20 protein-coding genes are annotated in these 25,447 nt (G+C 62.9%); 9 read left to right on the forward strand and 11 right to left on the reverse strand.

Going from position 1 to position 25,447, the window contains the following annotated elements; genetic code table 11:
• From FJU11_RS10075 to FJU11_RS10105, 7 genes are all read right to left on the reverse strand, one after another.
• The coding region (locus FJU11_RS10075) for a sugar phosphate isomerase/epimerase family protein (protein WP_141166927.1) at positions 1-773 on the reverse strand (773 nt) is incomplete at its 3' end.
• Positions 774-864: 91 nt separating this feature from the next.
• Positions 865-2,493, reverse strand: a complete 1,629-nt coding sequence (locus tag FJU11_RS10080) for a GMC oxidoreductase (RefSeq protein ID WP_141166928.1) — start codon at positions 2,491-2,493, stop codon at positions 865-867.
• A gap of 6 nt (positions 2,494-2,499) precedes the next feature.
• Positions 2,500-3,264, reverse strand: a complete 765-nt coding sequence (locus FJU11_RS10085) for a sugar phosphate isomerase/epimerase family protein (RefSeq protein WP_141166929.1) — start codon at positions 3,262-3,264, stop codon at positions 2,500-2,502.
• 29 nt (positions 3,265-3,293) lie between these two features.
• Entirely contained in the window at positions 3,294-4,358 is a 1,065-nt protein-coding gene (locus tag FJU11_RS10090) for an ABC transporter ATP-binding protein (protein ID WP_141166930.1), read from the reverse strand.
• Between the two features lie 31 nt (positions 4,359-4,389).
• A complete protein-coding gene (locus FJU11_RS10095) occupies positions 4,390-5,256 on the reverse strand; it encodes a carbohydrate ABC transporter permease (protein WP_141166931.1) in 867 nt (288 codons plus the stop codon).
• Positions 5,253-6,227 carry a carbohydrate ABC transporter permease gene (locus tag FJU11_RS10100; RefSeq protein ID WP_141166932.1) on the reverse strand — a complete coding sequence of 325 codons (975 nt, stop codon included), beginning with the start codon at positions 6,225-6,227 and terminating at the stop codon, positions 5,253-5,255. Before FJU11_RS10100 ends, FJU11_RS10095 begins: the two co-directional genes overlap by 4 nt.
• Before the next feature lie 24 nt (positions 6,228-6,251).
• Positions 6,252-7,559 carry an ABC transporter substrate-binding protein gene (locus tag FJU11_RS10105; RefSeq protein WP_141166933.1) on the reverse strand — a complete coding sequence of 436 codons (1,308 nt, stop codon included), beginning with the start codon at positions 7,557-7,559 and terminating at the stop codon, positions 6,252-6,254.
• Between the two features lie 128 nt (positions 7,560-7,687).
• On the opposite strand from FJU11_RS10105, the gene FJU11_RS10110 reads away from it, so the two are divergent.
• The gene (locus tag FJU11_RS10110; RefSeq protein ID WP_141166934.1) at positions 7,688-8,827 is read left to right on the forward strand and encodes an ROK family transcriptional regulator; all 1,140 of its coding nucleotides are present in this window, start codon (positions 7,688-7,690) and stop codon (positions 8,825-8,827) included.
• A 372-nt stretch (positions 8,828-9,199) separates the two neighbouring features.
• Positions 9,200-10,462, forward strand: a complete 1,263-nt coding sequence (locus FJU11_RS10115) for a tyrosine-type recombinase/integrase (RefSeq protein ID WP_141166935.1) — start codon at positions 9,200-9,202, stop codon at positions 10,460-10,462.
• Between the two features lie 185 nt (positions 10,463-10,647).
• On the opposite strand, the gene tnpC is transcribed toward FJU11_RS10115, so the two are convergent.
• The 3 genes from tnpC to tnpA are packed head-to-tail and all read right to left on the reverse strand — an operon-like array spanning position 10,648 to position 13,055.
• Positions 10,648-12,300: an IS66 family transposase gene (gene tnpC, locus FJU11_RS10120; RefSeq protein WP_141166936.1), complete on the reverse strand. Its 1,653-nt coding sequence runs from the start codon at positions 12,298-12,300 to the stop codon at positions 10,648-10,650.
• A 60-nt stretch (positions 12,301-12,360) separates the two neighbouring features.
• Complete coding sequence (tnpB, locus tag FJU11_RS18590) at positions 12,361-12,702, reverse strand: IS66 family insertion sequence element accessory protein TnpB (protein WP_235890977.1); 342 nt, start codon at positions 12,700-12,702, stop codon at positions 12,361-12,363.
• Positions 12,699-13,055 carry an IS66-like element accessory protein TnpA gene (tnpA, locus tag FJU11_RS18595; RefSeq protein WP_141166937.1) on the reverse strand — a complete coding sequence of 119 codons (357 nt, stop codon included), beginning with the start codon at positions 13,053-13,055 and terminating at the stop codon, positions 12,699-12,701. The genes tnpB and tnpA overlap by 4 nt, the downstream gene beginning before the upstream one ends.
• 288 nt (positions 13,056-13,343) lie before the next feature.
• Between tnpA and FJU11_RS10135 the strand changes: the two genes are divergently transcribed.
• From FJU11_RS10135 to FJU11_RS10165, 7 genes are read left to right on the forward strand one after another with little or no spacing between them, the layout of a single operon-like run.
• Positions 13,344-13,577 (forward strand): ribbon-helix-helix protein, CopG family, encoded by a 234-nt coding sequence (locus tag FJU11_RS10135; protein WP_141166938.1) that lies wholly within the window; start codon positions 13,344-13,346, stop codon positions 13,575-13,577.
• 17 nt (positions 13,578-13,594) lie between these two features.
• Positions 13,595-15,445, forward strand: coding sequence for a DNA methyltransferase (locus FJU11_RS10140; RefSeq protein ID WP_235890978.1), 1,851 nt, complete (start codon positions 13,595-13,597; stop codon positions 15,443-15,445).
• The gene (locus FJU11_RS10145; RefSeq protein ID WP_141166953.1) at positions 15,381-17,534 is read left to right on the forward strand and encodes an N-6 DNA methylase; all 2,154 of its coding nucleotides are present in this window, start codon (positions 15,381-15,383) and stop codon (positions 17,532-17,534) included. The genes FJU11_RS10140 and FJU11_RS10145 overlap by 65 nt, the downstream gene beginning before the upstream one ends.
• Positions 17,531-20,776, forward strand: coding sequence for an N-6 DNA methylase (locus FJU11_RS10150; RefSeq protein ID WP_141166940.1), 3,246 nt, complete (start codon positions 17,531-17,533; stop codon positions 20,774-20,776). The genes FJU11_RS10145 and FJU11_RS10150 overlap by 4 nt, the downstream gene beginning before the upstream one ends.
• Positions 20,773-21,036, forward strand: a complete 264-nt coding sequence (locus tag FJU11_RS10155) for a DUF6998 domain-containing protein (RefSeq protein WP_141166941.1) — start codon at positions 20,773-20,775, stop codon at positions 21,034-21,036. Before FJU11_RS10150 ends, FJU11_RS10155 begins: the two co-directional genes overlap by 4 nt.
• On the forward strand, positions 21,026-21,265 hold the full coding sequence (locus tag FJU11_RS10160; protein WP_141166942.1) for a hypothetical protein: 240 nt from the start codon (positions 21,026-21,028) through the stop codon (positions 21,263-21,265). The genes FJU11_RS10155 and FJU11_RS10160 overlap by 11 nt, the downstream gene beginning before the upstream one ends.
• Positions 21,246-23,765, forward strand: coding sequence for an AAA family ATPase (locus tag FJU11_RS10165; RefSeq protein ID WP_181408131.1), 2,520 nt, complete (start codon positions 21,246-21,248; stop codon positions 23,763-23,765). The genes FJU11_RS10160 and FJU11_RS10165 overlap by 20 nt, the downstream gene beginning before the upstream one ends.
• 111 nt (positions 23,766-23,876) lie before the next feature.
• On the opposite strand, the gene FJU11_RS10170 is transcribed toward FJU11_RS10165, so the two are convergent.
• Positions 23,877-24,950 (reverse strand): phospholipase D family protein, encoded by a 1,074-nt coding sequence (locus tag FJU11_RS10170; RefSeq protein ID WP_141166944.1) that lies wholly within the window; start codon positions 24,948-24,950, stop codon positions 23,877-23,879.
• Positions 24,951-25,447: the final 497 nt, after the last annotated feature.

The following is a 25,447-nucleotide window of genomic DNA, read 5'->3' on the forward strand; positions in this document are numbered from 1 at the left end:
TCGAGATCGAGGTCGCCGTCGCCGGGTTCTGCCCACAGTCCGTCGAGAACGACTTCCTGATAGCTTTTGTCGCCGGTCTTGCCGCCGGCGGCGACCGCCATGTGGCAGTCCTTGACGTGGACCGCCGAAACGCGGTCGCGATAGTCCGTCATCAGGGCCGTCACGTTCGCGCCGGCCCAGGAAAGATGGCCGGTGTCCGGGCCGAACCCCAATTGCGAGGCGGGTAGCGCGTCGAGGATCGTGCGTGCCTCGTCCTCGGTCTCGATCCAGGTTCCGATATGCGGGTGCAGGGCGGGGCGCACACCCTCCTCCTTCATGGCGGACGAGATGCGATCGACGATCGAAAGGATCGTCTCGCTGCGTGCCGCATCGGCCTCGGCGCCGATGGCGGGACGACGGACGCGAACCGCCTCCTTCGTCATGCGGCAGCCGATGAAGATGTCGGAAAGCGCCAATTCGGCGTGCTCAGCCGCCGCGCGACGAGCGAGTTCCACGGTTTCATCGATGGTGACGCCGTGCTCCGGCAGGCCGATCGAGAAATAACCGGGCGCGGGACCAAGCCCCGCCCCGTCGAGGAGCGCGCGATATTCGGCGAGCGTCATCGCGGCCGGAGGCTGTGCGTGGACGAACCGGAAACCCGAGCTGCGGACCCGATCGAGAAGCTCGGGCAGCGCCGGCCCCTTCGAAGGGTCCAGCCAGCCATCCTCCGTGGCATACCATTGGATCGGGTTGAGCGCGACGCGGTCGCGGTCGAGGCGGGTTGCTTCCGGCATGTCGGGGTTCCTCGAAGAAGCGCTGAAGGGGTCAGGCGGTTCACTGCATCAAGAGGCCGGGCATCGAGGCCCTTTTCAGAACGTCAGAACGTCAGGACGTCTGGGCGAGCCGGCGGCAGGCGCGCACGGCCTGCGCCATGATGGTCAGCGTGGTGCCGCTGACGCCGCTGCCGGGAAAGGCGCTGGCGTCGCAGATCCAGAGGTTCGGTACGTCCCACGCCTGGCCCCATCCGTTCAGGACGGAGTTTGCCGGATCGGTCCCCATGCGCGCGCCACCGGTCTCGTGGATCGCGGCGCCCATGACCATGACGCGCTGGAAAAAGAGCCGGAAGAGGGCACGCGACACCGCATTGGACTGCGGGAACGCGCCCCTTCCCCATTCGCGCCGACCGTTCGGCGAGCCGACGAACTCGACCTCGCCGCCCGCACCGTTGACCGTCTCGATGAAGGTCGCCTCCTGCTTTTGGAGGCGTGCCCGGTCCGTTTCGCCCATGCGGCAACGCACATGGGGCACCGGAATGCCCCAGCGGTCGCGTCGGCGCGGATCGAGCGTCACGCGATTGTCCGGGTCCGGCTCCATCCGCCCGAACCCGAAGAAGAGAAGCTGCGAGGGGTCCGTTTCCCCGGTCGGCGAACGACCGACCGCGCCTTGGAAATCGAACTGTCCGCGTTCGGCGGGATCGGCGGTCTCGAAACGCGGGATGAAGATACCGCCCGAACGTCCGTAGAAGGGATCTTCCGGCGCGCTTTCGTCCACCGACCAGCCCTTGACCTCGGGATAGATGCCAGTGCCGAGCATGGGCAGCTGATCCATGAAGTATCGGCCGAGTTCGCCGGAGGAATTCGCCAGCCCCGCCTTGTGGGTGTCGTCGGCGGAATTGAAGAGCAGGCGTACCGTTTCGATCGGCGACGCGCAGATGACGACATGGCCCGCATGCAGGGTCTCGACGGTGCCGGACCGGCTGTCCACGATTTCGACGCCGGTCGCACGTCCGTTTTCGACGAGCACACGGCGGACGATCCGGTCGTAGCGTTCGGTGAGCCGGCCGCTCGCCTGCGCGGCGCGCAGCGGCGCCATCCGCCGCGAAGAATGGTGCGGCATCGAGCGCCAGGCGATCACGCGCCGCTCCGGCCAGCGCGTCTCGACCGCCGTGCGGAAGCTCTCTTCGGCCGGCGTCAGCGCGGCGGGCGAGGCGACCACGCTGTCGGGAAGCGTCGTCAACCCGTCGCGATTGCCCCGCAATTCGAGAAGGCGCTCGACCTCTTCGTAATAGGGGGCGAGTTCGGCGTAGTCGAACGGCCAGTCGACGCCGCTGCCATAACGACTTTGCGAACGGAAATCATCGTCCGACCAGCGCAGGAGCATCCGGCCGAAAACGTGCGAACGCCCACCCCCCTGGCGCCCGCGGATCCACACGTATGGTGCATCGGACGGTGTCGTATAGGGATTGTCACGGTCGCTGACGTAGAACTGCTTCAGCATCGGCCGGTAGAACGCCGCCCGTGCCTGGACGCCCCTGCCGCCGAGCGTGGCCATCGCCCGGTCGAACATCGTGACCCCGCGCCCCGACTGGCGCTTCGGGGCGACGAAATCTTCCGGCTTCACCTCGCGGCCGGCCTCGATCATGAGCACGGAAAGACCCTGGTCGGTCAGTTCCTTCGCTGCGAAGCTGCCCGAAGGGCCGGAACCGACGACGATGGCATCGAACATTTCGCTCATCGCCGATCAGCTCGCAAAGCCGCGTACGGCCTCGATCGTTCGGCTGGCGAAGCGCTTCCAGTCGCTCGGCTTGTCGTGCTCGACCACCATCAGTCCGGCGCCGGCCGCGAGCGACCTTTCCCAAAGGCGCGGCCAGTCCATCGTGCCGTGGCCGACATCGGCAAACCCCATCTCGTCGAGGCATTCTCCGGATGGAGCGACATCCTTGACGTGAACGGCGGGAATGCGCCCGGCGTATTTCGCCAGCCATTCCTCGGGCCGAGCATTTGCCTTCACCATCCAGGCGAGGTCCGGTTCGAGGGGTACGTCCTTGCCGAGGAGATGGTCCAGCGGGTAGCTGCCGTCGGCAAGCGGCACCATCTCGAAATCGTGGTTGTGGTAGGCAAAGGCGAGTCCGCGCCGCTCCGCGTCGTTCCTGTAAGCGGAAAGCCGCCGGCCGATTTCCCGCCAACCCTCGCCCGTCTCCGGGCGGTCCTCGGGCGCGATCCACGGCACGACGACCAGCGACATGCCGTAGAGACCTGCGATCTCCTCGAGCCTGTCGCCCGCTTCTTCGAAGAAGTCGAGCGTGAAGTGGCCGGATCTGGCGGTCAGCCCGTGCTTTCGTACGCGTTCGGCATCGCCGCGCACGGTCGCCATATCGTCGGGTGGAGCAAAGAAGAATGGCTGCACGTCGGTGTAGCCGAGACCGGCGAGGAAGCTCAACTGCTCGTCCAGACTGTCCGACGCGCGCGAGGAGAACAGCTGGAAGGAGACGTCGTTCGCAATCATCGTAGGCTTCTCCATTGGACCGGTGCGCCTCAGGCGAGCCGCATGCCCGTATCGGGATCGAAGAGGTGCACGCGTGCCGGGTCGGGCCAGACCTCCAGCGTCGCGCCTTCCGGTTCGACGATCCGCTCGCGAAAGACGCCCGTGACCTCTGCGACGCCGAGCTTGAGAAGCACCATCGTCTCGGCGCCGGTCGGCTCGACGAGTTCGATCGTTGCCGGCAGACCGTCGCCGAGGACGAGATGCTCGGGCCGAAAGCCGTAGACGACGCGTCGCCCCTCTTCGCCGGCCGCATCCGGCGGCAGGGGAAGGTGCAACCCGTCTTCGGTCTCGAGCCATCGCTCGGCGCCTTCGTGGCGAAAACGACCGGGCACGAAGTTCATCGAGGGCGATCCGATGAACTCGGCGACGAAGAGGTTCGCCGGACGATCGTAGAGGTTGAGCGGCGTGTCGCACTGCTCGACCCGGCCGTCGCGCATCACGACGATCCGGTCGCCCATGGTCATCGCCTCGATCTGGTCGTGGGTGACGTAGATCGTCGTGGTGTCCAGCCGGTGCTGCAGCGCTTTGATCTCAGAACGCATCTCGACGCGCAGCTTGGCGTCGAGGTTCGAAAGCGGTTCGTCGAACAGGAAGACCTTCGGCTCGCGCACGATCGCCCGCCCCATGGCGACGCGCTGGCGCTGGCCGCCCGAAAGCGCGCTCGGCTTGCGGTCGAGCAGTTCGCGCAGGCCGAGGATGCCGGCCGCCTTGTCGATGCGCTCCTTGCGTTCCGCCTTCGAAAGGCCGCGCAGCTTCAGGGAGAAGTCCATGTTGTCGAAGATCGTCATGTGCGGGTAGAGCGCGTAGCTCTGGAACACCATCGCGATATCGCGGTCCTTGGCAACGACGTCGTTGACCACCTCGTCGCCGATGCTGATGGTTCCGCCGGAGATCTCCTCCAGTCCCGCGATCATGCGCAGCAGCGTCGACTTTCCGCAGCCCGACGGACCGACGAGCACCACGAAAGACCCGTCGGGAATGTCGACCGAGACCCCGTGCATCACCTCGACCCCGCCATAGGACTTGCGGACGTCGTCGATCACGACGCTGGACATGGCGAACCTCCTGCACGGGTTTGGATGGACGTCATCCCTTGACGGCCCCGCCGAGAATGCCCCGGACGAAATGGCGCTGCATGGAGATGACGAGGATCAGCGGCACTACGACGGAAAGGAAGGTCGCTGCCATAAGCGGTCCGCGCCCTTGCGCCGTCTGCGCGGCGAGGCCCGAAAGGTTGACCGTGATCGCTGGCGCGAGTGGCGAGCCACCGAGGAAGAGAAGCGGGATGAGCAGGTCGTTCCACGACCAGAGGAAGGCGAGGATACCGAGCGAGGCGAGGATCGGCCGTGCGAGCGGCAGGACGATGGAGCGGAAGATCCGCAATTCCGACGCGCCGTCGAGATGTGCGGACTCGTAGAGCTCTTCGGGGATCGAGGCGATGAAGCCGCGCAGCAGGAAGACGCCGAAGGGTACGGTGAAGCCCGTCTGGTAGAGCCAGATGCCCGGCAGCGTGCCGGACAGTCCCGCCATGTAGTAGAGGCGCAGGAGCGGTACCAGCGTGATCTGCGGCGGTGTGACGAGGAGCGCGACGAGGATCAGCGAAAGCGCGGTGCGGCCGGCGAACCGCATGCGCACGAGCGCGTAGGACCCGAGCACCGAGAAGAACATCACGAGCGCCGTCGTCGGAACGGCGATGGCGAGCGAGGTCGCGAGGCTCGAAGCGGTCTGCAACTGGTCGAGCGCGAGTTCGTAGTTCTGCGCCGTGTAGATCGGCCGCACGAAGGCCATCCACCAGCCCGAACTGGCCGCTTCGGCCTGGGGACGCAGCGACGAGACGAACAGCCCGATCGTCGGAACGAACCAGACGACGATGATCGCGACGACGACCACGTGGACGCCGATGCGCGCCCATCGGCCCGTGGAGCCGCGGCGTTTGGGGGCACGGGCGCTCACTTCGCCTCCCGGCGGAACTGGACGACGTTGATGAGGGCGACCGGCAGGGCGGCGAAGAGCAGGATGACGGCGATCGCGCTGGCGTGGCCGAAATTGCTCGCCGCGAACAGCTCGTAATAAAGCCGGTTGGCGATGACGTCGGTGCCGAAATTACCGTTGGTCATGACGTAGACGATGTCGAACACCTTCAGCGAGGTGATCAGCGTGGTCGTCAGCACCACGAGGACGGCCGGCAGGATGTTCGGCAGGATGATCGAGGCGAAGATGTGGAACTCGCCCGCCCCATCGAGGCGCGCCGCCTCGACCATGTCGCCGCCGACATTCTTGATCGCCGCCGAAAGGATCAGCGTCGCGACGCCGAGATGCAGCCACACGGCGACGAAGATGAGGGCGAGGTTGTTGACGATCGGCTGGATCAGCCATGGCACGGGAGCGAAGCCGAAGAGGTGGAGAATGGCGTTCAGGAGGCCGATCTGCGGGCTGCCTTCGGGCTGAAACGAGTAGATCTCCGACCAGATCACCGCGCCGGCCGTAAACGAGATCGCCGTCGGCAGAAGCACGATCGACATCGCCAGCGGTCCGTAACGCACCTTGTCGAAGAGCACGGCGGCGGCGAGCGCCAGGATCAGCGTGACGATGGGGTAGACGACGAGCCACAGGATGTTGTTGCCGACGATGCCGAGCATCGTGCCCGAGAACGCCCATCGGTAGTTGTCGAGCCCGACGAAGGTCTCGGATCGCGCCCCCATTATCGACGTGCCGAGCGTGGTCACGATCGGGTAGACGAGGATCACGACGACGAGGACGAGCGGCAGGCCGAGCCACAGCCAGGGCCGGGTCCGCCGTTCGAGCCGTGCCGGCAGGTGCGCCAGCACCCGTTCCCCGATCCCGAGCGCCGCGTAGACGAGGATCGGAATTCCGATCGCGCCGACGACGACGAGGAAGGGGACATATGCGGGGATCCGTGCCAATTCCGCTGTCCCGGCTACCGGCGATTAATTGATCGTGTCCTGGATGGACTGCAGAACGGAGTCCAGCTTGGACGGATCCTGCATGTAGGTGACGACGCCCTTCCAAACCGCGGTGCCGGTATCGCCCTGCTTCAGCACGTTCGGACCCGCCACGAACTGGACGTCGCTATTGCCGAAATAGGTCTTGGCGATCTTGCGCAGGAGCGGGCTCGGATAGGCGTCGATCGGCACGTTGGAGTTGGCGACCGGCCAGCGGTTCAGCGACGCGAGATAGGTCTGCGCGGCGGTCGACGCGGCGAATTCGAGGAACGCCTTGGTCTCGGGCCGGTCGGAAAAGCCGATGACGATGGCCGACTGGTACATCTCGTAGTTCGCGAACTTCGGGTCTTCGGGCGGCATGCGGAAGAAGTCGATGTTGTCGCCGGGCTTCGCCGTGTCGCCGATCAGTCCCGGCACCCACGCCGCCCACAGCACGAGCTGGCAGGTAGGGGGGCTTGCGGTCAGGCCGTTGTAGCCGGTCGAGATCGACGTCGAGATGGCGCCGATCCGGCCGCCCTGCAGATGGCCCTTGCCGGCAATGACGCGGTTGAACTCCTCGAACGCGTCCTTCACCTGCGGGCTCGTCCAGGCAAGCTCGCCGCGGCCCCACTTGTTGTAAAGCTCGGGTCCGTACTTCTTGAGGAAGATGTTCTCGATCATCTGCGAGCCGGGAAAGCCGCTCGCCGCGCCGGCGCCCTGCGCCGCGCACCATGTGGTGTTGCCCTTCTTGGCTTCGGCGTCGGTATAGTCGACCAGCGCCTGCCAGTTCTTCGGCGGGTTGGGACCGGTATAGGCCTTCGGATTGTACCAGACCATGAACGGGTTCATGCCCTGGAACACGCCGATCATCTTGCCGTCGACGGTCGCCGACTTGAGCAGCATCTCGTTGAAGTTCTTCTGCAGCATGTCGCCGAACGCGGGCTTCAGGTCGACGACCTTGCCCTCCTTGGCGTAGTGCACCGCGTCGCCGAGCGTGATCTCGGCCACGTCCGGCGGGTTGCCCGCCTGGATCCGGCTGGCGACCAGCGCCTTGTAGTCGGGCGTGCCCGTGAAGCGGACATCGACCCCCGTCGCGTCGGTGAATGCCTTGTAGACGTCCTGAAGCGTCTGGCCCTCGGCGCCGCTGTTCTGCGAGATCATCTCGATGGTGCCCGACAGCTGCTTGCCTTCGGCGATCTTCTTCGCTTCGGCGACGGCCGCATCGTAATACTTGTCAGCCGCGAAGGCGGTCGTTGCGACCAGCGTCATGGCGCCGGCTGCGGCGAACAGGGAAAACGCACCAAACTTCGTCATCGTGAAACTCCTCATCGGAAATCGGGATGCTCCGGCCGTCCGCCGATCGCGATCATGATGCGCAAAGTCTCTTTCGATCGTCAATATGACGTTTTATAATGTCAATATTGACATAAATAGGTGACTTGATGCCGAATATCCCCGTAGCCTTCACCGTCCCGGACCGGGATGGATCGCGGCTGATCCGCGCCTTGCAGGGCGGGCCGAAGTCCCGTGCGGAATTGACCGCCGAAACCGGATGGTCGCGCAACACGGTAGCGGCGAAGCTCGCGCGGCTGGTCGATATCGGCTGGCTGATGGAGGAGCGGGACGACCACGGCATGCGCGGCCGCCCGTCCGCGCGCTACGCGATCGACCCCGACGCCGCTCTCATCTACGTGCCCCGCTTCGAACTCGTCGGCGTCCACGGGACCATCTGCACGCTCGACGGGCGGGTACTCGCCGCTTCGACGCGCCCGCTGCGACGCGACTTCGGCTCCGAACAGGCGGTTGCGCTGATGGGCGAAATCCTCGATGAACTGACCGCCCTGCCCGGCGTCGAACGCGAACGGGTCCGTGCGATGGTCGTCGGCGTACCCGGCCCCGTCGCCGGCATGTCGCAGACCGTGGCATGGACCAATGTCGGCCTCCTGCCAGAAGATCTCGGCCAGCGTTTCGGACTGATCGCGGCGGTCGAGAACGACGCCAACCTGATGGCGCTCGGCGAGCGGCGCGGCCGCAGCGCGGTGGATTCGCTCCTCTATCTCTTCGCGCATACGGGCATTGGTGCCGGGCTGGCGCTCGCCGGCGGCCTGCATCGCGGCATGTCCGGATGGGCCGGCGAGATCGGCCATATTCCGCTTCCCGCCGCCGGCGACCGCCCCTGCCCGTGCGGCAATCGCGGCTGCCTCGCGACGGTCGTCTCCAACCCGGCGCTGATCCGTTCGCTGTCGACGCCGGAACGCCCGGTCAATTCGATCGACGATTTGCGCCGCCTCGTCCTGCACGGCGACCTCGACGCGATCGTCGCGCTGCGCCAGGCGGGCCGGCATATCGGCGACGCCATCGTCGGGCTCGTCGTCGGCCTCGCACCGGATGCCATCGTCGTCGGAGGCCACCTGACCCAGGTCGGCGACCACGTCCTCGTCGGCATCCGCGAGGTACTTGCCCAGAAGACGCCGCCGGCAATCTCCTCGCGCATCCCCGTCACCGGCTCGAACGACCACGGCCGAGCCGCCGTCCTCGGAGCCGCCGAAGTCGCGCTGGACCTGCTGCTCGCCAGCGATTGAGCACCGCACGACGGACGGGGGCCGTACCCCCGTCCGCCATCGAACCGCAGAAACGGCGAAATCGCCGCGCCCCGGAAGACCGCCGCTCTCGGCAGCCCCGCCGAAGTGCCGGCAGCCCACGCGGAGCATGAAAAAGCCCGGCGAAACCGGGCCTCGATGGTCTGGAAAAACTGGAGCGGGCGAGGCGATTCGAACGCCCGACCCCAACCTTGGCAAGGACGAAATTCGGCTTTTCTAGAGTATCCGTTCATACGCTAGAGCACACTAAGTGCTTGTTGTGATTGGGGATAGTCTTCGCTATAGTCCGAGGAGATATCCCGCTGTTGGTGCCCTCGGTGGACACCATGTGGGCACCAAAATCTGGGTGATGATATGGCGGAGTCGAACGCGAAGCCTCTCACGAAGCGGATGGTTGATCAGGCGCAGCCTGGTGAGCAGCGCTATCATATCTGGGACGGCATGCTCGGCGGCTTCGGTCTTCGCGTCGAGACGAGCGGACGAAAGAGCTTCGTTCTTCGTTATCGCGCCGACGGTGGCGGGCGGTCGGCCCCTCGCCGTTTCATGACGATCGGTCGGTACGGAATGTTGACGCTGGACGAAGCTCGAAAGAAGGCGCGCCTGACATTGAGCGCGGCCGCGATCGGACAGGATCCGGCCGCCGAGCGTCAAGCCAAGCGCGCGGAACTGCGCATCACCGATCTTATCGATCTCTACGAGCGGGAAGGATGCTTTATCCAACGCGGCAAGCGGCAGGGCGAGCCGATGAAGGAGAAGACCAAGACCTATACGCTGGCTCGGCTCCGAAATCACGTGGTCCCGCTGTTGGGATCGAAACGTGTCGGTGAAGTCGGCTCAGGCGATATCGAAACGTTCGTTCGTGACGTCGCCGCTGGAAAGACCGCGAAAGATGATAAGGTCGGATTTCGCAGACGCATCATCGTTCGCGGTGGAGACGGCGCTGCGCGCAAGGTAGTACGCGACCTTTCCGCCGTATACAGCTTTGCCGTCCGACGCGAAATCGTCGACAGAAACCCCGTCGAGCGCGCTGCGGTTCGCAAGACCGACAATCAGCGCACACGCTATCTCAGCATCGCCGAGGTGAGACGACTCGGAAAGGCCTTTCACAAGGTCGCTTCCGACGGAGCCAATCCAAAGGCGATCGATATCGCGCGCCTTTGGGCACTTACGGGTTGTCGAAGAGACGAGATCGCGGCGCTGAAATGGTACGAAGTCGATCTCGATCGCGGGCTGCTGGTGCTCGGCGCGACGAAGACGGGACGGTCGATACGGCCGCTCAGCGTAGCCGCGATCGCCATCCTTGGCGGCATCAAGCGCGATACTGATAGTCCGTATGTCTTTCCCGCAACGAGCGGCAACGGCCACTATCAGGGAACGAAGCGAATCTGGCAGCTCGTCAAGAGAGAGGCCGGTCTATCGGACATCACGCCGCACACGCTCCGGCACACGATGGGGTCGACCGCCGTTTCAGGCGGAGAAGCCCTTGCGCTCACGGGTGCAATCTTAGGACATGCCAATCCCAGATCGACAGCTATCTACGCTCACGTGCAACATCAGCCGATGCGCAAGGCTGCCGAGCGGGCGTCTAAACGGATCGCCGCCGCTCTTGGAATGTAATGGCAGTATAGTTTGTTTTGGTTGCGCATGCGCGCCATTCCGGACGTACGACGACGCTAAAAGTGGCCGGCAATCGGATGTCGCCCGAACGGCAGCAATGTCGGACGATCCGGAACTGCAACTTTCAAAAACGCAGATTTGAAGTATCCATCCGGTGAAGGCCGCCGGACAGGTGCTATTTAGCGTTATCGGCTATCAGGCGGCGGCGGCAAGGCGGTGGACGGCCAGTTCCACGGCAGGAGATCGTCGATCCGGTGCGCGGGGTGGCCGGCGATGCGGGCCAGGACATCGGCGAGCCAGGCCTGCGGGTCGACGTCGTTCAGCTTCGCGGTCTGGATCAGCGTGTAGAGGATGGCGGCGCGCTGGCCGCCGCGGTCCGAACCGCAGAACAGCCATGCCTTGCGGCCAAGCGGCACGCAGCGCAGTGCCCGCTCGGCGGCGTTGTTGGTGATGCACACCCGTCCATCGTCGAGGAACCGGGTGAACGCACCCCAGCGCCGCAGCATGTAGTTTATCGCCTTGGCCAGATCGTGTCCGCGCGACAGCTTTGCGAACTGCGCGGTGAGCCAGTCGCGCAGCTCCGCCATCAGCGGCGCGCTCAGGCCCTGCCGCACGGCAAGCCGTTCGGTCGCCGGCTTGCCATTGATCCCACGCTCGATATCGAACAGGGCGTCGAGCCGCTGCACCGCCTCCAGCGCGATCGGATAGACCATGCCGGTGCGTTCGCCGCGGCTCTTCCTACGCGCCACGCCCTCAATGTCGGCAAGCTCGAAGAACTTGCGCCGTGCATGGGCGAAGCAGCCGGCCTCGATCACCGGCGCCGGGCTTCGGTCCGCTGCGTAGAGCGCGTTATAACCGCCATAGGCATCGGCCTGCAGGATGCCCGCCCAGGATACCAGATGCGCCTGTGGATGTTCGCCGCGCCGGTCGCGCGAATAGTGGAACAGCGCAGCCGGCGGATCGCTGCCGCCAAACGGGCGGTCATCGCGCACATAGGTCCATAACCGGGCGGTATCGGTCCTGCCCCTGGCCATGACCGGCACGGTGGTGTCGTCGCCGTGGAGGCGCTGGGCAGCGAACACATGCGCCTCGATCCGCCGGTAGAGCGGCATCAGCGCGGTGGCCGCCGCGCCGATCTGATCGGCGAGCGTCGAGGTGGAAAGCGCCACGCCCTCGCGCGCGAAGCGTTCGGCCTGGCGGTTCAGGGGCTGGTGCTGGCCATACTTCTCGAACAGCAACATGGCGAGGAAGCCGGGGCCAGCCCAGCCTCTCGGCACGACATGGAAGGGTGCCGGCGGCTGCGCGATGCGCTCGCAATCGCGGCACGACATCTTCTCGCGCACGGTCTGGACGACCTTCCAGCTGCGCGGGATCACTTCCAGCGTCTCGGTGACATCCTCGCCCAGCTTCGACAGGCGCGTGCCGCCACAGGCGGGGCAGGCGCACGGGGCGGGAATGACGACGCGCTCACGCGGGAGATGATCGGGAAAGGGCTTTCTTGCCGGACGCCGGCGTTCGAAGGCACCGACGGTGCCGGCCTTCGCCGCGGCGGTCGCGGCAATGACAGCGTCTTCGACTGCATCGGCTTCGAGATCTTCGAGCTGCAGTTCCATCTGGTCCAGCAACCGGCGACTGCGTTCGGCGCTGGCGCCGAAGCGGTCGCGCCGCAGCCTGGCGATCTGCAGCTTGAGATGCGCGATCATCGCTTCGATCGCGGTCTCGCGGGCGGTCGCGCCGGCCAGTCTCGCCTCGGCTTCGTCGGCCCGCCTGGTCGCGGCGACCAGCAGCGCTTTCAGCGCTTCGATGTCATCAGGAACCGAGGAAAGGGCGGCGTCCACACCTTGGTTGAATCACTATCGGAGCGGATCGGCAAGGCGCAAAACGATACTTCATGACGATTATCCCGCGCTTGCCGGACGCCAGCTATAGCGCGGGTTGCGCCAGTCGATCCCCTCCAGCAGGCAGGCCAGTTGCGAGGCCGTCAGCGAGATCGTGCCCTCCTTCGCCGACGGCCAGACGAAGCGACCCTTCTCGATCCGCTTTGCATAAAGCGACATGCCGATCCCGTCGTGCCAGATGATCTTGACCAGCGAGCCGGACCGGCCGCGGAACACGAACAGGTCGCCGCCGTGCGGATCGCGCTTCAGCCCCTGCTGGACCTGCAAGGCCAGGCCCTGCATCCCGCGGCGCATGTCGGTATGGCCGAGCGCGATCCACACCCGCGCGCCGGGCGGGATCACCGCAGCGCCTTCAGCGCAGCCGCGATCTGCGCCGGCGCGGCACAGGCGAAGACGCTGATCCGCCGGCCTCGCTCCAGTTCGATCACCAGCGCCGGCGCCGTGGCGGAACCAGGCGGCGGCGCAGCCTCGGCCATCACCGCCTCGGCAAAGCGGGGCTGCGATACCGCTCCGCCGTCCGGCGCCAGAAACTTGCGCCGCCAAGTGTAGATCAGCGAGGTCGCGACATCGCGCCGACGGGCGACATCGGCAACGCATGCCCCCGGCGCGAACGCCTCGCCCAGGATCGACAGCCGCTCCTCATCCGACCAGCGCCGCCGACGCTCCGGCCCCGAAAACACCGTCATCTGCCCCATCACCCGCTCCAAAGCTCGCTCGTAAGAGCACGCTTAAGACCGCTCGATCACCGAGCCGGCAAGGCGGGACCCACCGGATGGATACGATTTGAATAGCGGACATTCCGGACCGTGCGCCGATGTGTCAGCTAAGCGCCCTAGTCTCAGTCCTTCAGGCAAGACAGCACCTGGCCACCAAACCCACAGCAGCACAAAAGTGTTGCACATAGAGTCAAAGTGCATCACTTTGTTGCATTATCTATATGAATCTGGCAGAGTGAACATAAAGGGAACATAGCGACAATCGTCATGCCTGGAAAGCTCAGAAAATTCGGTCCGCGTGTCACTGTCAGTCTCACTGGCGGTGACTACGACACCCTGTCGATACTCGCTGAGAAAGACGACGTATCCGTGTCTTGGGTCGTGCGCCGCGCCATCGACGAGTATCTCGACAACCACGGCCATGAGGCCGAATCTGCTCTGCCGTTGCGTATCCCGCAGAAGGCCGAAAAGCCGCCTTACAGAGTGAGCGGCAAACAATGATTTACGAGGGGGAACCAGTGAAGCGCTTCAACGGATCGAAACAGAACAAGTCGACAAGCAAGCAGACGCTCGACGCGCTCTATAAGCGTGCTCTCCCAGCCAAGCGCACCGGTCCGCTCTATGGCGCGTTTCCCTATCCGACAAAAATCTCCCCGGAAGCCATCGCTCTATATATAGCGTCTCATACGAAGCCAGGCGACACCGTGTTCGACGGGTTTGCTGGGAGTGGCACAACCGGGCTTGCCGCGCTGCTTTGCGAGAACCCGTCCGATGATCTGCGCGCCGAGGCGGACAGGCTCGGGCTGCAAGTTGACTGGGGCGCGCGGAACGCCGTGCTATACGAACTCGGGGCGTTGGGTTCTTTTGTCGGGAAGACGCTGACCAGCCCGCCCGACCCCAAATCGTTTCGAGAGGCCGCAAACAAGATCTTGAGCCGTGCCGAAAAGGACACCGGCTGGATGTATGAAGCCATCGACCCTGATGGCAACAGAGGCGCGGTCCGTCATGCGGTCTGGAGCGACCTGCTGCCGTGTCCGGCTTGCCGCCGGAAGGTCACTTTATGGGATGCGTGCGTTTCGCTCCAACCCGCCAGCATCGACTCGGCGTTTCATTGCCCGCGCTGCAGTCACGAAGCGAGCCTCGACGAGATTGAGCGTCTTACCGAAACCGTGGCAGACGATGTGACGGGGGATAAGACCGAACGTCGGGCGCGGAAGATCGCACGCGTTTATGGCGTCACAGGCAAAACGCGGTGGTCGCGTTCACCCAGCAATGCCGACATGGCATTGCTTGAGCGCATCGCGGATGAGCCCATTCCGGAATCCGTGCCGAACGTACTTATCCCTTGGGGCGATCTTTACCGGCGCGGCTACCATCAGGGTATTACCCATCTGCATCACTTCTATACCCGCCGGAACTTGATCGTGTTTGCCCGGCTCTGGGAATTGACCGGAGACTATGGAGGCCGATTGCGCGACGCTTTGCGATTTTGGCTTCTGAGCTACAATGCAGCGCATGCGACCGTCATGACGCGTGTTGTCGCGAAGTCGGGGCAGAAAGACCTTGTGGTTACGAGTGCGCAGCCGGGCGTTCTCTATATCAGCGGTCTGCCGGTCGAGAAGAATCTGTTCGCCGGACTGCAACGCAAGCTCAAAACAATTGTGGAAGCGTTTTCGGTCATCCACGGGCGCGCTGGTAAGGTTGAGGTCTGTCAGGCGTCGAGCTGTGCTGTTGACCTACCCGACGGCAGTATTGACTACGTCTTCACCGACCCCCCGTTCGGCGGCAATATTCCATATGCGGAAATCAGCTTCATCAATGAAGCGTGGCTGGGAGATTACACCGACCGGGCGGACGAGATCATAGTAAGCAATAGCCAGAAGAAGAACCTTTCGGAATATCAGGACCTTTTGACCACTGCTCTTTCGGAAGTGCGGCGTATTTTGAAACCGCACGGGCAGGCCACACTTGTGTTCCACTCCGCATCGGCAGAGGTCTGGAACGCCTTGCAGACCGCCTATACCGGCGCGGGATTGAACGTGGAATGCGCAGGCGTTCTCGACAAGACGCAGGGCAGCTTCAAGCAGGTCACGACATCGGGCGCAGTGAGAGGTGATCCTGTGCTGCTGCTGGGGAAAGATCTTGCGACCGAAGAGACGACGCCCGAATGTGTCTGGACAATTGCCGCGCAGCTCAGCGACGCCGCCCTCACACTTGATCCGTCAGAGCAGACTCCGCAAAGGCTTTACTCACGGCTCGTCAGTCACTTCCTGACGAACCACCAGAAAGTGCCGCTTGACGCCGATGACTTCTATCGGTGGCACGATACGCACCATATGGCAAAGGCAGTCCACTGTGCGGGAGTATGATGCGCACATAGCCGTTAGAAGCGAGGCACGCGCTTTCGAAGAGGCGCTGCCGGCCTCGCAACGAAAGGAGCTTGGCCAGTTTTTTACCGGAATGCCGCTCGGTCGGGTTCTTGCTGCGCTCGCTGTTGACGCCGGAACGCAGTGTATTCTCGATCCGATGGCCGGAAGCGGCGACCTTCTCGATGCCGCAAGTGAGACTGCTTCCACGCGTGGAACACGGTTGCTTCGTCTCCATGCTATCGAAGTAGATGAGACCACTGCGGCAATGTGCGAGTCGAGGCTACGGCGTGTACCTATTGGCGGCGATCTTGTCCCCCGCATCATCTGCGGTGATGCCTTCCAGCCGGCGACGCATGAGACACTATCGGACTCCGGCTACGATTTGGTGATCACCAATCCGCCCTATGTGCGCTATCAGTCCCTCAACGGCCGGGGATCAAAGATCAGGTCCGGGCTGTCCGAAATTGTAGAAAAGCGCCTGTCCGGCGCCGCACAGGAAATTTGGAGGTCGCTGACAGACGGCTATTCGGGACTTGCCGATCTATCTGTGCCGGCCTGGCTGCTAAGCGCGCTGCTCGTCAGGCCCGAAGGCCGTCTCGCGCTCGTTGTGCCAGCGACATGGCGCTCCCGCGCCTATGCGGATGTAATCCGTTACCTGCTGCTGCGCTGCTTTCGGCTGGAACTGGTCATTGAGGATACGCAGCCGGGCTGGTTTTCCGATGCGCTCGTCCGCACCCATCTCATTGTGGCGCGGCGCCTGCCAGATGCGGAAATGGCCGAACCGGTGAGCGTACGCCGGAACTGGCCCGAAGCCCTCTGGGTACAGGTTGCTCCCGAGGCTGCCTGCACGGAATCGCTTCTGGGCGCTGCGTTTTCCGGCAGGCAGCCGGAAGACGCTTTCGCAGCTTGGTGCCGCAATTCCGTACGGCCGGAGGTTCTCGGAATTCGTGACCGCGCATTCTCTCTTGAAGAGGAATGGGTGGCACTGCGGGTGCAGGCCGACGCGCGTCCCTGGGTGAAATCATTGGAGCCTGCAAGGGCCAATGGATCTGCTGGCGTGCAATCCGATTCAACCACGGCGTCCGTGCCCGAAGCGCTGCGCGACCTCTTGCCACTATCATTTGACGGGTGCGCGCTGCGCCCGCTCAGCTCGGCCGGTATTCACGCTGGTCAGGGACTGCGAACGGGCTGCAACCGGTTTTTCTATGTCAAGCTGATCGGCGACGAGAATGACGCCGTGATGCGCGTCCAGACCGACCCGGTATTTGGCAGTGGGCGTGTCGTGCCGGTTCCGGAAAACACGCTCATCCCGGTCCTACACCGACAGGCCGATCTTGAAGCATGGCGAAATGGCATACTTCCCGCCACCCGTGTCCTTGATCTTCGCCGCGCTGTCCTCCCGGAAGACATGGACCAGGTGTATGAAGCCGCAGCGTATCAACTCCTGCACTCTGACGAGTTGCCGGCGATCATGCCTGATGAACTGGCCGCCCATGTCCGTGCAGCGGGCGAAACTCGGATCGGAAGCGGTGAAAATGCCAAGCCCATCCCGGAGATGTCAGCCGTTAGGACGAATGCGAGTGCTGGCCGCAAGAGCGCGTTGCCGCGATTCTGGTATATGCTCCCTGACTTTATGCCGCGTCATCTGCCACAGGCATTTGTGCCGCGGATCATTCATGGCGCGCCTCAGGTTTACGCCAATGCGAGCCCGGTCATACTTATTGATGCAAACTTTTCGACGTTCTGGACCGAAGACCGCGGCTGGACGGTGGCCGGCCTGACTGCATTACTGAACAGCTCGTGGTGCCGCGCCGTGATGGAAGCGACGGGCACGCAGCTTGGCGGCGGTGCGCTCAAACTTGAGGCTGCCCACCTTCGTACGATGGCGGTGCCGCATCTCGACCGGGAGGCAGTCGCCTGTCTGAATGACGCCGGCATTGGTGGTCAGGATTCAAGACTCTGCGACCGGATCGTTTTGCAGGCGATATTGGGAAACCAGGCTTCCGATAGCGATGTCGACGCCTTCGTAGAACGCCTCAACGAACGCCGCGCTGCCTTGGGCGCAGGGCGTCAGCGAGGTGCTGCATGAGTTCCGATCTGGGTCAGGCCCGTGAGGCAATTGTACGCTGTCGCGGCTTGCGGCAGAAGGCGGTCGTGGAAGCCGTCTTGCGCGGTGAGTTCCAGTCCCGGCTGCGCCGCATTTTTCCGGACGCTGACGATGAAGGCTGGATCAATCACTACGGCGAAGGCGCCGAAGCCCATACCAAGGTCGGCACCAAGACCGGCAAGGCTGCGGACCGTTTCATCGACAATCTCATTGGATCGACGACGATCGAATATGAAGCAGATCTGCGCAACAAAGCGAAGCGCGATGAAGGCTTCAACCAAGTCAAGGAACATGCCGCCGGGCTCATTCGCGCGGGGGCGAAAGACTCGCAGGTCCGCGGCATCCTCTCCGATACCGTCGAATGGTATGCCTACGATGTTGCGCTGCGTGCCGGTGTCGATCCGGCCCATTGCACCATTGACGACATCCATCTCACCGAAGTTGAGAACTTCACCGAGACAAGCGATGACGAACAGGCTGCTGAGCGCCTGACACTTTTCCTCCGCCGTCATCTGGCGCGCGAGCAATCGCGCCCGCTGATCGCGGAAAATCTCTCTTTCGATCTCGGCCTGGAAAGCCCGGCCTACCGGCGCAACGTCAAAGTGTTGACAGAGCTGGTCGATACCGGCCGCAAGAGCGATCCGTCGATCTCTCTGGCTACCGATCTGTGGTCGCACTTCGTCGATCATCTCGAAGGTGCCGGCAGCGGATTCCGGACCGAACCTTATGTCGACGAGATTTATCTCAACATCCTCGCTCGGCTGCTGAGCGCCAACGCGCTCGCAGGTTCTGCGATCGTTAGCGCCGATGATGAACTTCAAGCGATACTGAACGGCGCCTATTTTCGCGACCGCTATCAGCTCGGCAACCTCGTCGAGCAGGATTATTTCGGGTGGATCGCGAGAACCGCGCATCTCGGCAGCTTTCTCCCCGTCGCCCGTGAAATCCAGCGCGATCTCTACGCCTACGATTTCTCGCGGCGCGCGGAAGAGGATTTGTTCGGCCGCCTGATGGCCCAGCTTGCCCGCCGGAGCCAGCGCAAACTACTGGGCCAGGAATGGACGCCGAGCTGGCTCTCCCGCCATCTTGCCGAGCGTTGCCTCGATCTTTTGCCCGAAGGCGAAGCTCCCGCGATCGTTGATATGTGCTGCGGTTCGGGCGCGATCTTGGCCGAAGTTATCAAGGCCGCGCGTGATCGCTACGGCTATGCCGAAATCACCGCGCTGCATGAAGTCGTCACCGGTTTCGACATCGATCCGCTCGCGGTTGCGCTATCGAAGACGACCTGGGTGATTACCCTTGCGGCAGAAATCAATGCCGCTGCCGCGCCGGTCACGATCCCCGTCTATCACGCTGACTCTCTATTTGCGGTGACGCCGGTCTCGGCATCGATCCCAATGCTCGGGGAGGGTGATGTGATCGACATCACGCTCGACGGCGAGACGATCGCATTGCCCGCCGGTCTCGTTCACCCGGACTATCGCGAGCTTTTCGACCGGATCATCGATTGGGCTTATGATGAAGCGCGCGATAAGGGTGCCCCTGCGCTGACCGAAGATGATGCCGCCGCGACACTCGACACGGCGGCAGCGACGAGCGTCGTCAGTCTGCCAGCGGAGCTCCGGCAGGCGGCGATCACGGCAGTGCTCGCGCTCGCAAACCGCATGAAGGAGCTTGCCGCTGCCGGACGCAACGGTATCTGGGCCTTCATTCTGCGCAACACTTACCGGCCCGGTCTGCTTGCTGGGCAGTTCAATGGACTCGTCAGTAATCCGCCCTGGCTGGCGATGAGCGCGCTCGCCGACAATCCCTACCGCGAGGTGCTCTCGCGACGCGCAGCGCTCTACGGCGTCAAACCCGCAGGGCAATCCTTCCTGCATCTTGAGCTTGGCACGACGCATCTGCTGCATGCGGTCGATCGCTATGTGGCGCCGGGGGCAGCGGTTGCCTGTCTCGTTCCCGGCACAATTTTCAACGGCACCCACCATGAGCGGTTCCGGCAGCGCGCCTATCTGACCAGCCCGCGCCCCGTTCCTTTTTGTGTTTCCGAAGTCTGGCAGGTTGCGCCCGGCACCTTCAAATATCCCGGTGCCGCACTGATCGGGCATAAGGAGTCGGACCCCGGTGCTGCCGACACGGCGCCGGAGCATGGCTTTGTAGCCAGGCAGGACGGGCCGGAAGCAGCCGATTTCTCGATCCGCAGGATCGGTGCAACGCGCACGGCGTGGGCGCTGGAAAAAGGCGGAATGCCCGCCGCACCGGCCGGCAGCGAGGAAGTCTCGCAACAGGGCGCGGACATCATGCCGCGCGGTGCCGTGTGTGTAGAAATCCTGAATGACTCTGGCAACGAGTTTCGCGTTGATACCCCGACGCGCGATACGACATGGGGCTTCACCGTCAAGCAGGTGAAGGAGCTCGCAGGCGAGCGCTTCCCCGGCCATGTCGCGCCTCGCTTCATTCACCTAATGGCGCAGTCAGAAAATCTGTTGCCGTTCGTGCTCGGTGACGACCGCGCCCCGGTTGCCATCCCGGCAAGCCGCGACGCTGCCGGTGCGTGGCAGATTTACGAGCCTGCTGAAATCCGTCGCATGGGTTTCACCAATACCGCGCGGCGCTTCACCGCGATAAATGCGCGACTGGCAAGTGTCGGTGCCGGCAACACGCTCGAATACAGGATCAATGTCCGCAACAAGCTGACCAACCAGCAATTCGGCGATGCCAGCTGTCTCGTTCTCTCAGGCGCGGGCGGCAAGCATATCTGCGCTGCGTGCCTGCCGCTGACCGAAGCCAACGAGCTGGTGATCGACCAGACATTGTATTGGCAGGTTGTGCCGGATGAGCGCGAAGCGTGGTTCAGAACCGGCGTGCTCAACAGCAGTGCGCTGACCGATGCGATCCTGCCGTTCAATCCCGAAGGCGACTTTGGCCCGCGCCATATCCATACGCTTCCCTACAGGTTAATGCCGGCTTTCGATCCATCCAATGAGGATCACCAGCGCATTGCAGAGCTTGCGCGACAGCTCGCGGCCATCGCCGCGGCGGCAGTAGCCGACGATGCGTATCTCGGCGATCCGAACCGGTCACTGCCGGTACGGCGCAGGAAGATGCGCGAAGCGCTGGTAGCAACGGACGAGAAGAAAGAACTCGAAAAACTCTGTGCCGCGCTGCTCGGCACGAGCGCGCCTGAAGACGAGCCGGAGGCGGCCGGGAAGGATGGTGCATGACGACCGATCTCGACAAGGCCGGTGAGATACTCGAACGCGCTCGTCAGGCGGCGATCGATTATTATGCACTCAAGGGCAAACCGCTCGGGATCACCGGGGAGATCGGTGAATACGTCACAGCGCGGCTTCTCGGTCTGCAACTCGTCGATGCCCGTGAGCCCGGCTATGACGCCGTCGACAGCGCAGGCCGGAAAATCCAGATCAAAGCGCGATCGGTCGTGTGGTCTGGCGAAAGGAGGAACATCCGGCATGAGCGATGAAAGCGCAGATCAGGATCTGACGCGGGCTGGGGCTGAAGAAGACAAACCGGCCGCGCCGCAGAGCAACTTCGAGCGTCTGCTCACTCATCTCGGCAAGGACAGCCTGGCCGCCAAACTGGTCGAGGCCTTTGCGGCGGCTGATGGTGCGGACCGGGCAACAGCGATCAAGGCTGTTGCCGATGACAGGCTTACAGAACTCGAGCGCAGCCATGACGAAACCGAGAATTGACAGCATCGAGATTCAAGGCTTCCGGGCCTTCGGCAAAAAGGCGCAGGAACTCGCCTTCGGCTCCGCGATCGCAGCTATATGGGCGCCGAACAGCCAGGGAAAAACAAGCCTTGCCGAGGCATTCGAATTCCTGCTCACGGGACAGATCGTCCGCCGGCAGCTCATGGCCAGCACGCAGGATGAATTCGCCGATGCGTTGCGCAACGCGCACATGCCAAGCGCCGATCCGGTCTTTATTCGGGCGAATATCACAGCACCTGATGGCAGCAAGCATAGCCTTTCCCGCACGCTGACAGCGGACTACGCCAAGCGGCAGGATTGCCAGACCAAATTAGAGATTGATGGTAAGCCAGCCAATGAAGGTCAGCTCGCCGTCTTCGGCATTCATCTGTCCCAACCGCCACTCGCCGCACCGGTCCTCGCGCAACATACGCTTGGCTATCTGTTTTCTGCCAAGCCCCAGGACCGCGCGACCTATTTCAAGACGATTTTAGAGGTCACGGACCTTGAAGAATTACGCGCCGCGGTTGCCACCCTTGAGTCCGGCATCTCTGCGGCGGACACGCCGGAATGGAAGAAACTGGACGGGGCAATCGCTGTCGAAGCGGCAAAGCCACACATTCAGTACCTGACCAAATCCGTTCCATTGAGTAGCAATCTTGCCGAAACGCTCGATCAGGCGATCACATCCGTGATCGCGGCGGCAGGTGCGAGTGTACCAACTACGCCGGCAGAGCGGCTCACCGCGCTCGAAACACTGCTTGCAGAACGCCGGGAAAAGACCTTCCCGATCGATGGCTTCAAAAAGAAGGCGCTCGCCGATTGGATGGCGCCCGCTGAGATCGCATGGGAGGAATTACAAACCTACCTGACCGAACGCGGCAAGGTCGATGAAGAGACCCGGCGGCTCGCAGCGCTGTTTCGCGAAGCCTTGTCCATCCCCGCTATCGAAGAAGCGAGCGATCCGCTTGATTGCATGCTGTGCGGGACTGAAGGCAGCCTCACACCGGAGCGGGTCGCATTCATCCGCACGCGCGTCAGCGAAACCGAGACATTCCAGAGTGCCGAAAAGGCGGCGCTGGATGTGCTCCGCGCGATGAGTGGCAAGCTTTCGACGCACGGCAGTGCCGTCTCGGACGGGCTACCGCGCTTCTTGGCAGCGGGAGCTGGGGTGCGCCGTGCCGGTGGATTCCGGGTATCTCGAATCCGTGATCTCGTCGGCGCCGATAACGCGGCGCTTGTCGATCGCTGGCTTGCTTGCGCCCGGATGCTAGCGCGGAGCAAAGCGAAGATCACGCGCAGGATCGCGCAGCTTACAGAAACAGTTACCGGGCTGATCGAAGATCCGGATACGCTGACTGACGTGAAAGCGCTGCGAGACTCGTTTGACGGCATTGCGCGCGCTCACGACGATTTCTCCGGCAGGCTCGAAGAATACCAGAGTGCCCAAACCGCGCTGCTTGACGTTCTCGCCGAAGTTGTGGACGCGGCAAGCGATACGGGGGGGTGGCAGGACCTCGTTGATCTTGCCGGTGATCCCGGCGCCTTGCGGGCCGCGCTGGTTGGTCGCCATTCGCAGGCTGCCCTGAAGACCGAGGTGGGCAAGGCGCTTTCGCAGATCGACAAAGGTAACGAGAAGGTGCTCAACGACAAGTTCGGCGAACTGAGCGACGGTATCCAATATTGGTGGGACTTGCTGCGCCCCGGTGAGGCGACGTTCTTTTCCGCAGTGAAGCCGCGCAAAGGCGCGCGGCGGACCGTCGATTTTAAAGCCGGCCTGTCGGTTCATACGGACCGGAGCGGGGCGAAGCTGCGCGATGTCATCGCGGTATTCAGCCAGTCGCAGCTCCACTGCCTGGGACTCTCGCTGTTCATTGCCCGAGCGCTGCATGAAGGAGCAGGGTTCATCGTTCTGGATGATCCGATCCTGTCGAGTGACGAGGACTACCGCGCTTACTTCAAGGCCAACGTACTTGAAGAACTGCTCGCTGCGGGCGTTCAGGTCATCATTCTGACCCAGGATCAGAAATCCTGGAAGGATCTCGAACACCGCTATCTTCACCGTAATATCGATATGTTCCAGATCGCCATGATCGATCCTGCGGACGGGACCAGCGTTACCAATACCGGCGATGATCTGATGGCGATGATCACGCGCATCGAGGTTCTCGCGCGCGGCGGTCATGCCGATCTGCGCAAGCAGGCAGGTGAGTTGCTGCGCAATGCGGCGGAGCGGTTCTGCAAAGAGGCGCTGGTTCGCCACCGGTGGGCGAATGGGCATCCCAACGCCGCGCTCAGCGACTATGACGGCAAGAACCTCGGGCAACTCAGTCCGCAAGTCGAGCCGCTGATGACCGATGATCCATCACATCCGGGTAAGCTACGGTCGCTAGGTAGCGAACTCAATCCCGCTAAGCATGATGACGGGATTCCGCCGCAGGGAACACTGAAAGTCGCGCTCGGCGATCTGCGTCATTTGAAGAAGAAATATTTGTCGTGACCTAATCTGGACGCTGACGCCAATCTATAGTCGAAGAGAGACGAGGCAACGCCGTCTGATAGGTTCGTAGAACCGGAAATGTGCCTTCTGTGTACGCTTCATTCGCGACGATTAGGGGAGAAATCCTGCAAGGCGTTCACTATTGCGCCCCACACGAAATACTAGTCCTGAGCGCCTTGATGCTTCGACATAGGCGCGGGCAGAATCTGAATCCCAAGGATATACGCGCAGTTCAAATCTGTTCCGGGCAACGCGTCGGAACAAAATGAGTGAGTTCTCATAGGCAAATCCGCCCATTGCAGCCGAAGGCAGATTGATCCGTTCCATGCGGTTGTCGCCGTGCCAGGTAACCGGTCGATTGCGCCACTCCATGCGGCCCGAAAAAAGTTCCGGCTCAGCAATATGCTCGACCCTGTCGTAGTCGTAGCCTTCGTATGTCGCGCCAAAGAACCGGTGGCTGCCACGCGGCATTTCAAGTTGGGTTCGGGCGCCGCCCTGCATACCACGGGATTGAATCCACATCTTTGTGAATGCCTGCGGATCGACATCCGCATCGGCAAACGGCGTGTACCTGCGTTGCGGACCGATTGCAGGTTCGGGCACAGGCTCCAGTTCTTCTATGGCCCGCTCGCGCGGCATACGCCGCCGAAGCTCACGGTATCGCGCAAGAATTTTGCCGGTCAGCGGGACCGCGTCGTGTGTAACCGTATCCCACGCTATATTCATTTCTGCAGCGCGGTCGTGTGCCGGCTCCGCCCAGGCCGCTTCGCTGTTAATCGTTAGACCACGGTTCGTCAGATTGGCTGACCCGACAAGGCTGCCGATCCCCCCTTCGGGCCTGTCGAACACATATAGCTTCGGGTGAAATGCTACCTGCGGCACCAGGTTGCCGTGGTCGAGCAGGGCAGCGCCGGCGACAAAGACCCTCGTTCCCGGCACGTCACCCCAAAAAGCGAGGGCGTCGGGGTCGGTGATCCCAAAATCCAGCGACGTCACGATCGTCTTTTCTATCCGATCGTGGTTTCCGCCGTCCGCCGATCGCCGGATGCCATCCAGCAGAATCTCGCTACCGGACACGGACATGTAAGCACTACAGACCCGGACCGCTTCAAGTCCTTCCCGCATCAAATCGAAGAGCGCGTTCTGGATTGCGCCTGGCTGCAGTCGGTTCTGAATAATTAGCATCCATCCTTCCCCTTTTTGAGCCGCACTTTACTTACGCTCAAGGCAGGCTCTGATCTACCCTCGGACTTTGTCTTGTTTTTCAAAGAGCTTTCGCTGCCTCAGGGGAATTCTGAGTTCGTCTAACTAGGCACCGCATTGATCGCCGATTGGATATGCCCTCCCACGGACTCGTCCTTGGTCTATCGGCGATTTTACGTGAACGGACGAGCTGGTTTCGACAGGGCGATCAGGACAACTAGACGACTGCTATGTTCGTAAGTTCTACCGGCGGCTCGGATATCCCCCACATGGCTCCGCGAAGAGTGTAGTCGTTCGAAGTAGGTTGAGCGCATACCAACCTGGCTTTTCTTTCCTTCTGCTGCCTTCCCCATCTCTCTCACGACCCCGCAAGCCTGTCTTTGCGGCCTACCTCGCTACTACGCCGTCGCCGCTGTTGCACAGCCCGCAAACCTGCTTCTTCTAATCGACCCCGACGCGAGGGCGGCTGACGCCGGCCT

This window comes from Pararhizobium mangrovi, assembly GCF_006516965.1.
GTDB lineage: Bacteria > Pseudomonadota > Alphaproteobacteria > Rhizobiales > Rhizobiaceae > Pararhizobium_B > Pararhizobium_B mangrovi.

What these genes read in the sequence shown, in the direction of transcription:
- FJU11_RS10080 (WP_141166928.1), bottom strand. Translation starts at nt 2,493, where the DNA reads ATGAGCGAAATGTTCGATGCCATCGTCGTCGGTTCCGGCCCTTCGGGC.
- FJU11_RS10085 (WP_141166929.1), bottom strand. Translation starts at nt 3,264, where the DNA reads ATGATTGCGAACGACGTCTCCTTCCAGCTGTTCTCCTCGCGCGCGTCG.
- FJU11_RS10090 (WP_141166930.1), bottom strand. Translation starts at nt 4,358, where the DNA reads ATGTCCAGCGTCGTGATCGACGACGTCCGCAAGTCCTATGGCGGGGTC.
- FJU11_RS10105 (WP_141166933.1), bottom strand. Translation starts at nt 7,559, where the DNA reads ATGACGAAGTTTGGTGCGTTTTCCCTGTTCGCCGCAGCCGGCGCCATG.
- FJU11_RS10110 (WP_141166934.1), top strand. Translation starts at nt 7,688, where the DNA reads ATGCCGAATATCCCCGTAGCCTTCACCGTCCCGGACCGGGATGGATCG.
- FJU11_RS10115 (WP_141166935.1), top strand. Translation starts at nt 9,200, where the DNA reads ATGGCGGAGTCGAACGCGAAGCCTCTCACGAAGCGGATGGTTGATCAG.
- tnpA (WP_141166937.1), bottom strand. Translation starts at nt 13,055, where the DNA reads ATGGGGCAGATGACGGTGTTTTCGGGGCCGGAGCGTCGGCGGCGCTGG.
- FJU11_RS10135 (WP_141166938.1), top strand. Translation starts at nt 13,344, where the DNA reads ATGCCTGGAAAGCTCAGAAAATTCGGTCCGCGTGTCACTGTCAGTCTC.
- FJU11_RS10145 (WP_141166953.1), top strand. Translation starts at nt 15,381, where the DNA reads ATGACTTCTATCGGTGGCACGATACGCACCATATGGCAAAGGCAGTCC.
- FJU11_RS10150 (WP_141166940.1), top strand. Translation starts at nt 17,531, where the DNA reads ATGAGTTCCGATCTGGGTCAGGCCCGTGAGGCAATTGTACGCTGTCGC.
- FJU11_RS10155 (WP_141166941.1), top strand. Translation starts at nt 20,773, where the DNA reads ATGACGACCGATCTCGACAAGGCCGGTGAGATACTCGAACGCGCTCGT.
- FJU11_RS10160 (WP_141166942.1), top strand. Translation starts at nt 21,026, where the DNA reads ATGAGCGATGAAAGCGCAGATCAGGATCTGACGCGGGCTGGGGCTGAA.
- FJU11_RS10165 (WP_181408131.1), top strand. Translation starts at nt 21,246, where the DNA reads ATGACGAAACCGAGAATTGACAGCATCGAGATTCAAGGCTTCCGGGCC.
- FJU11_RS10170 (WP_141166944.1), bottom strand. Translation starts at nt 24,950, where the DNA reads ATGCTAATTATTCAGAACCGACTGCAGCCAGGCGCAATCCAGAACGCG.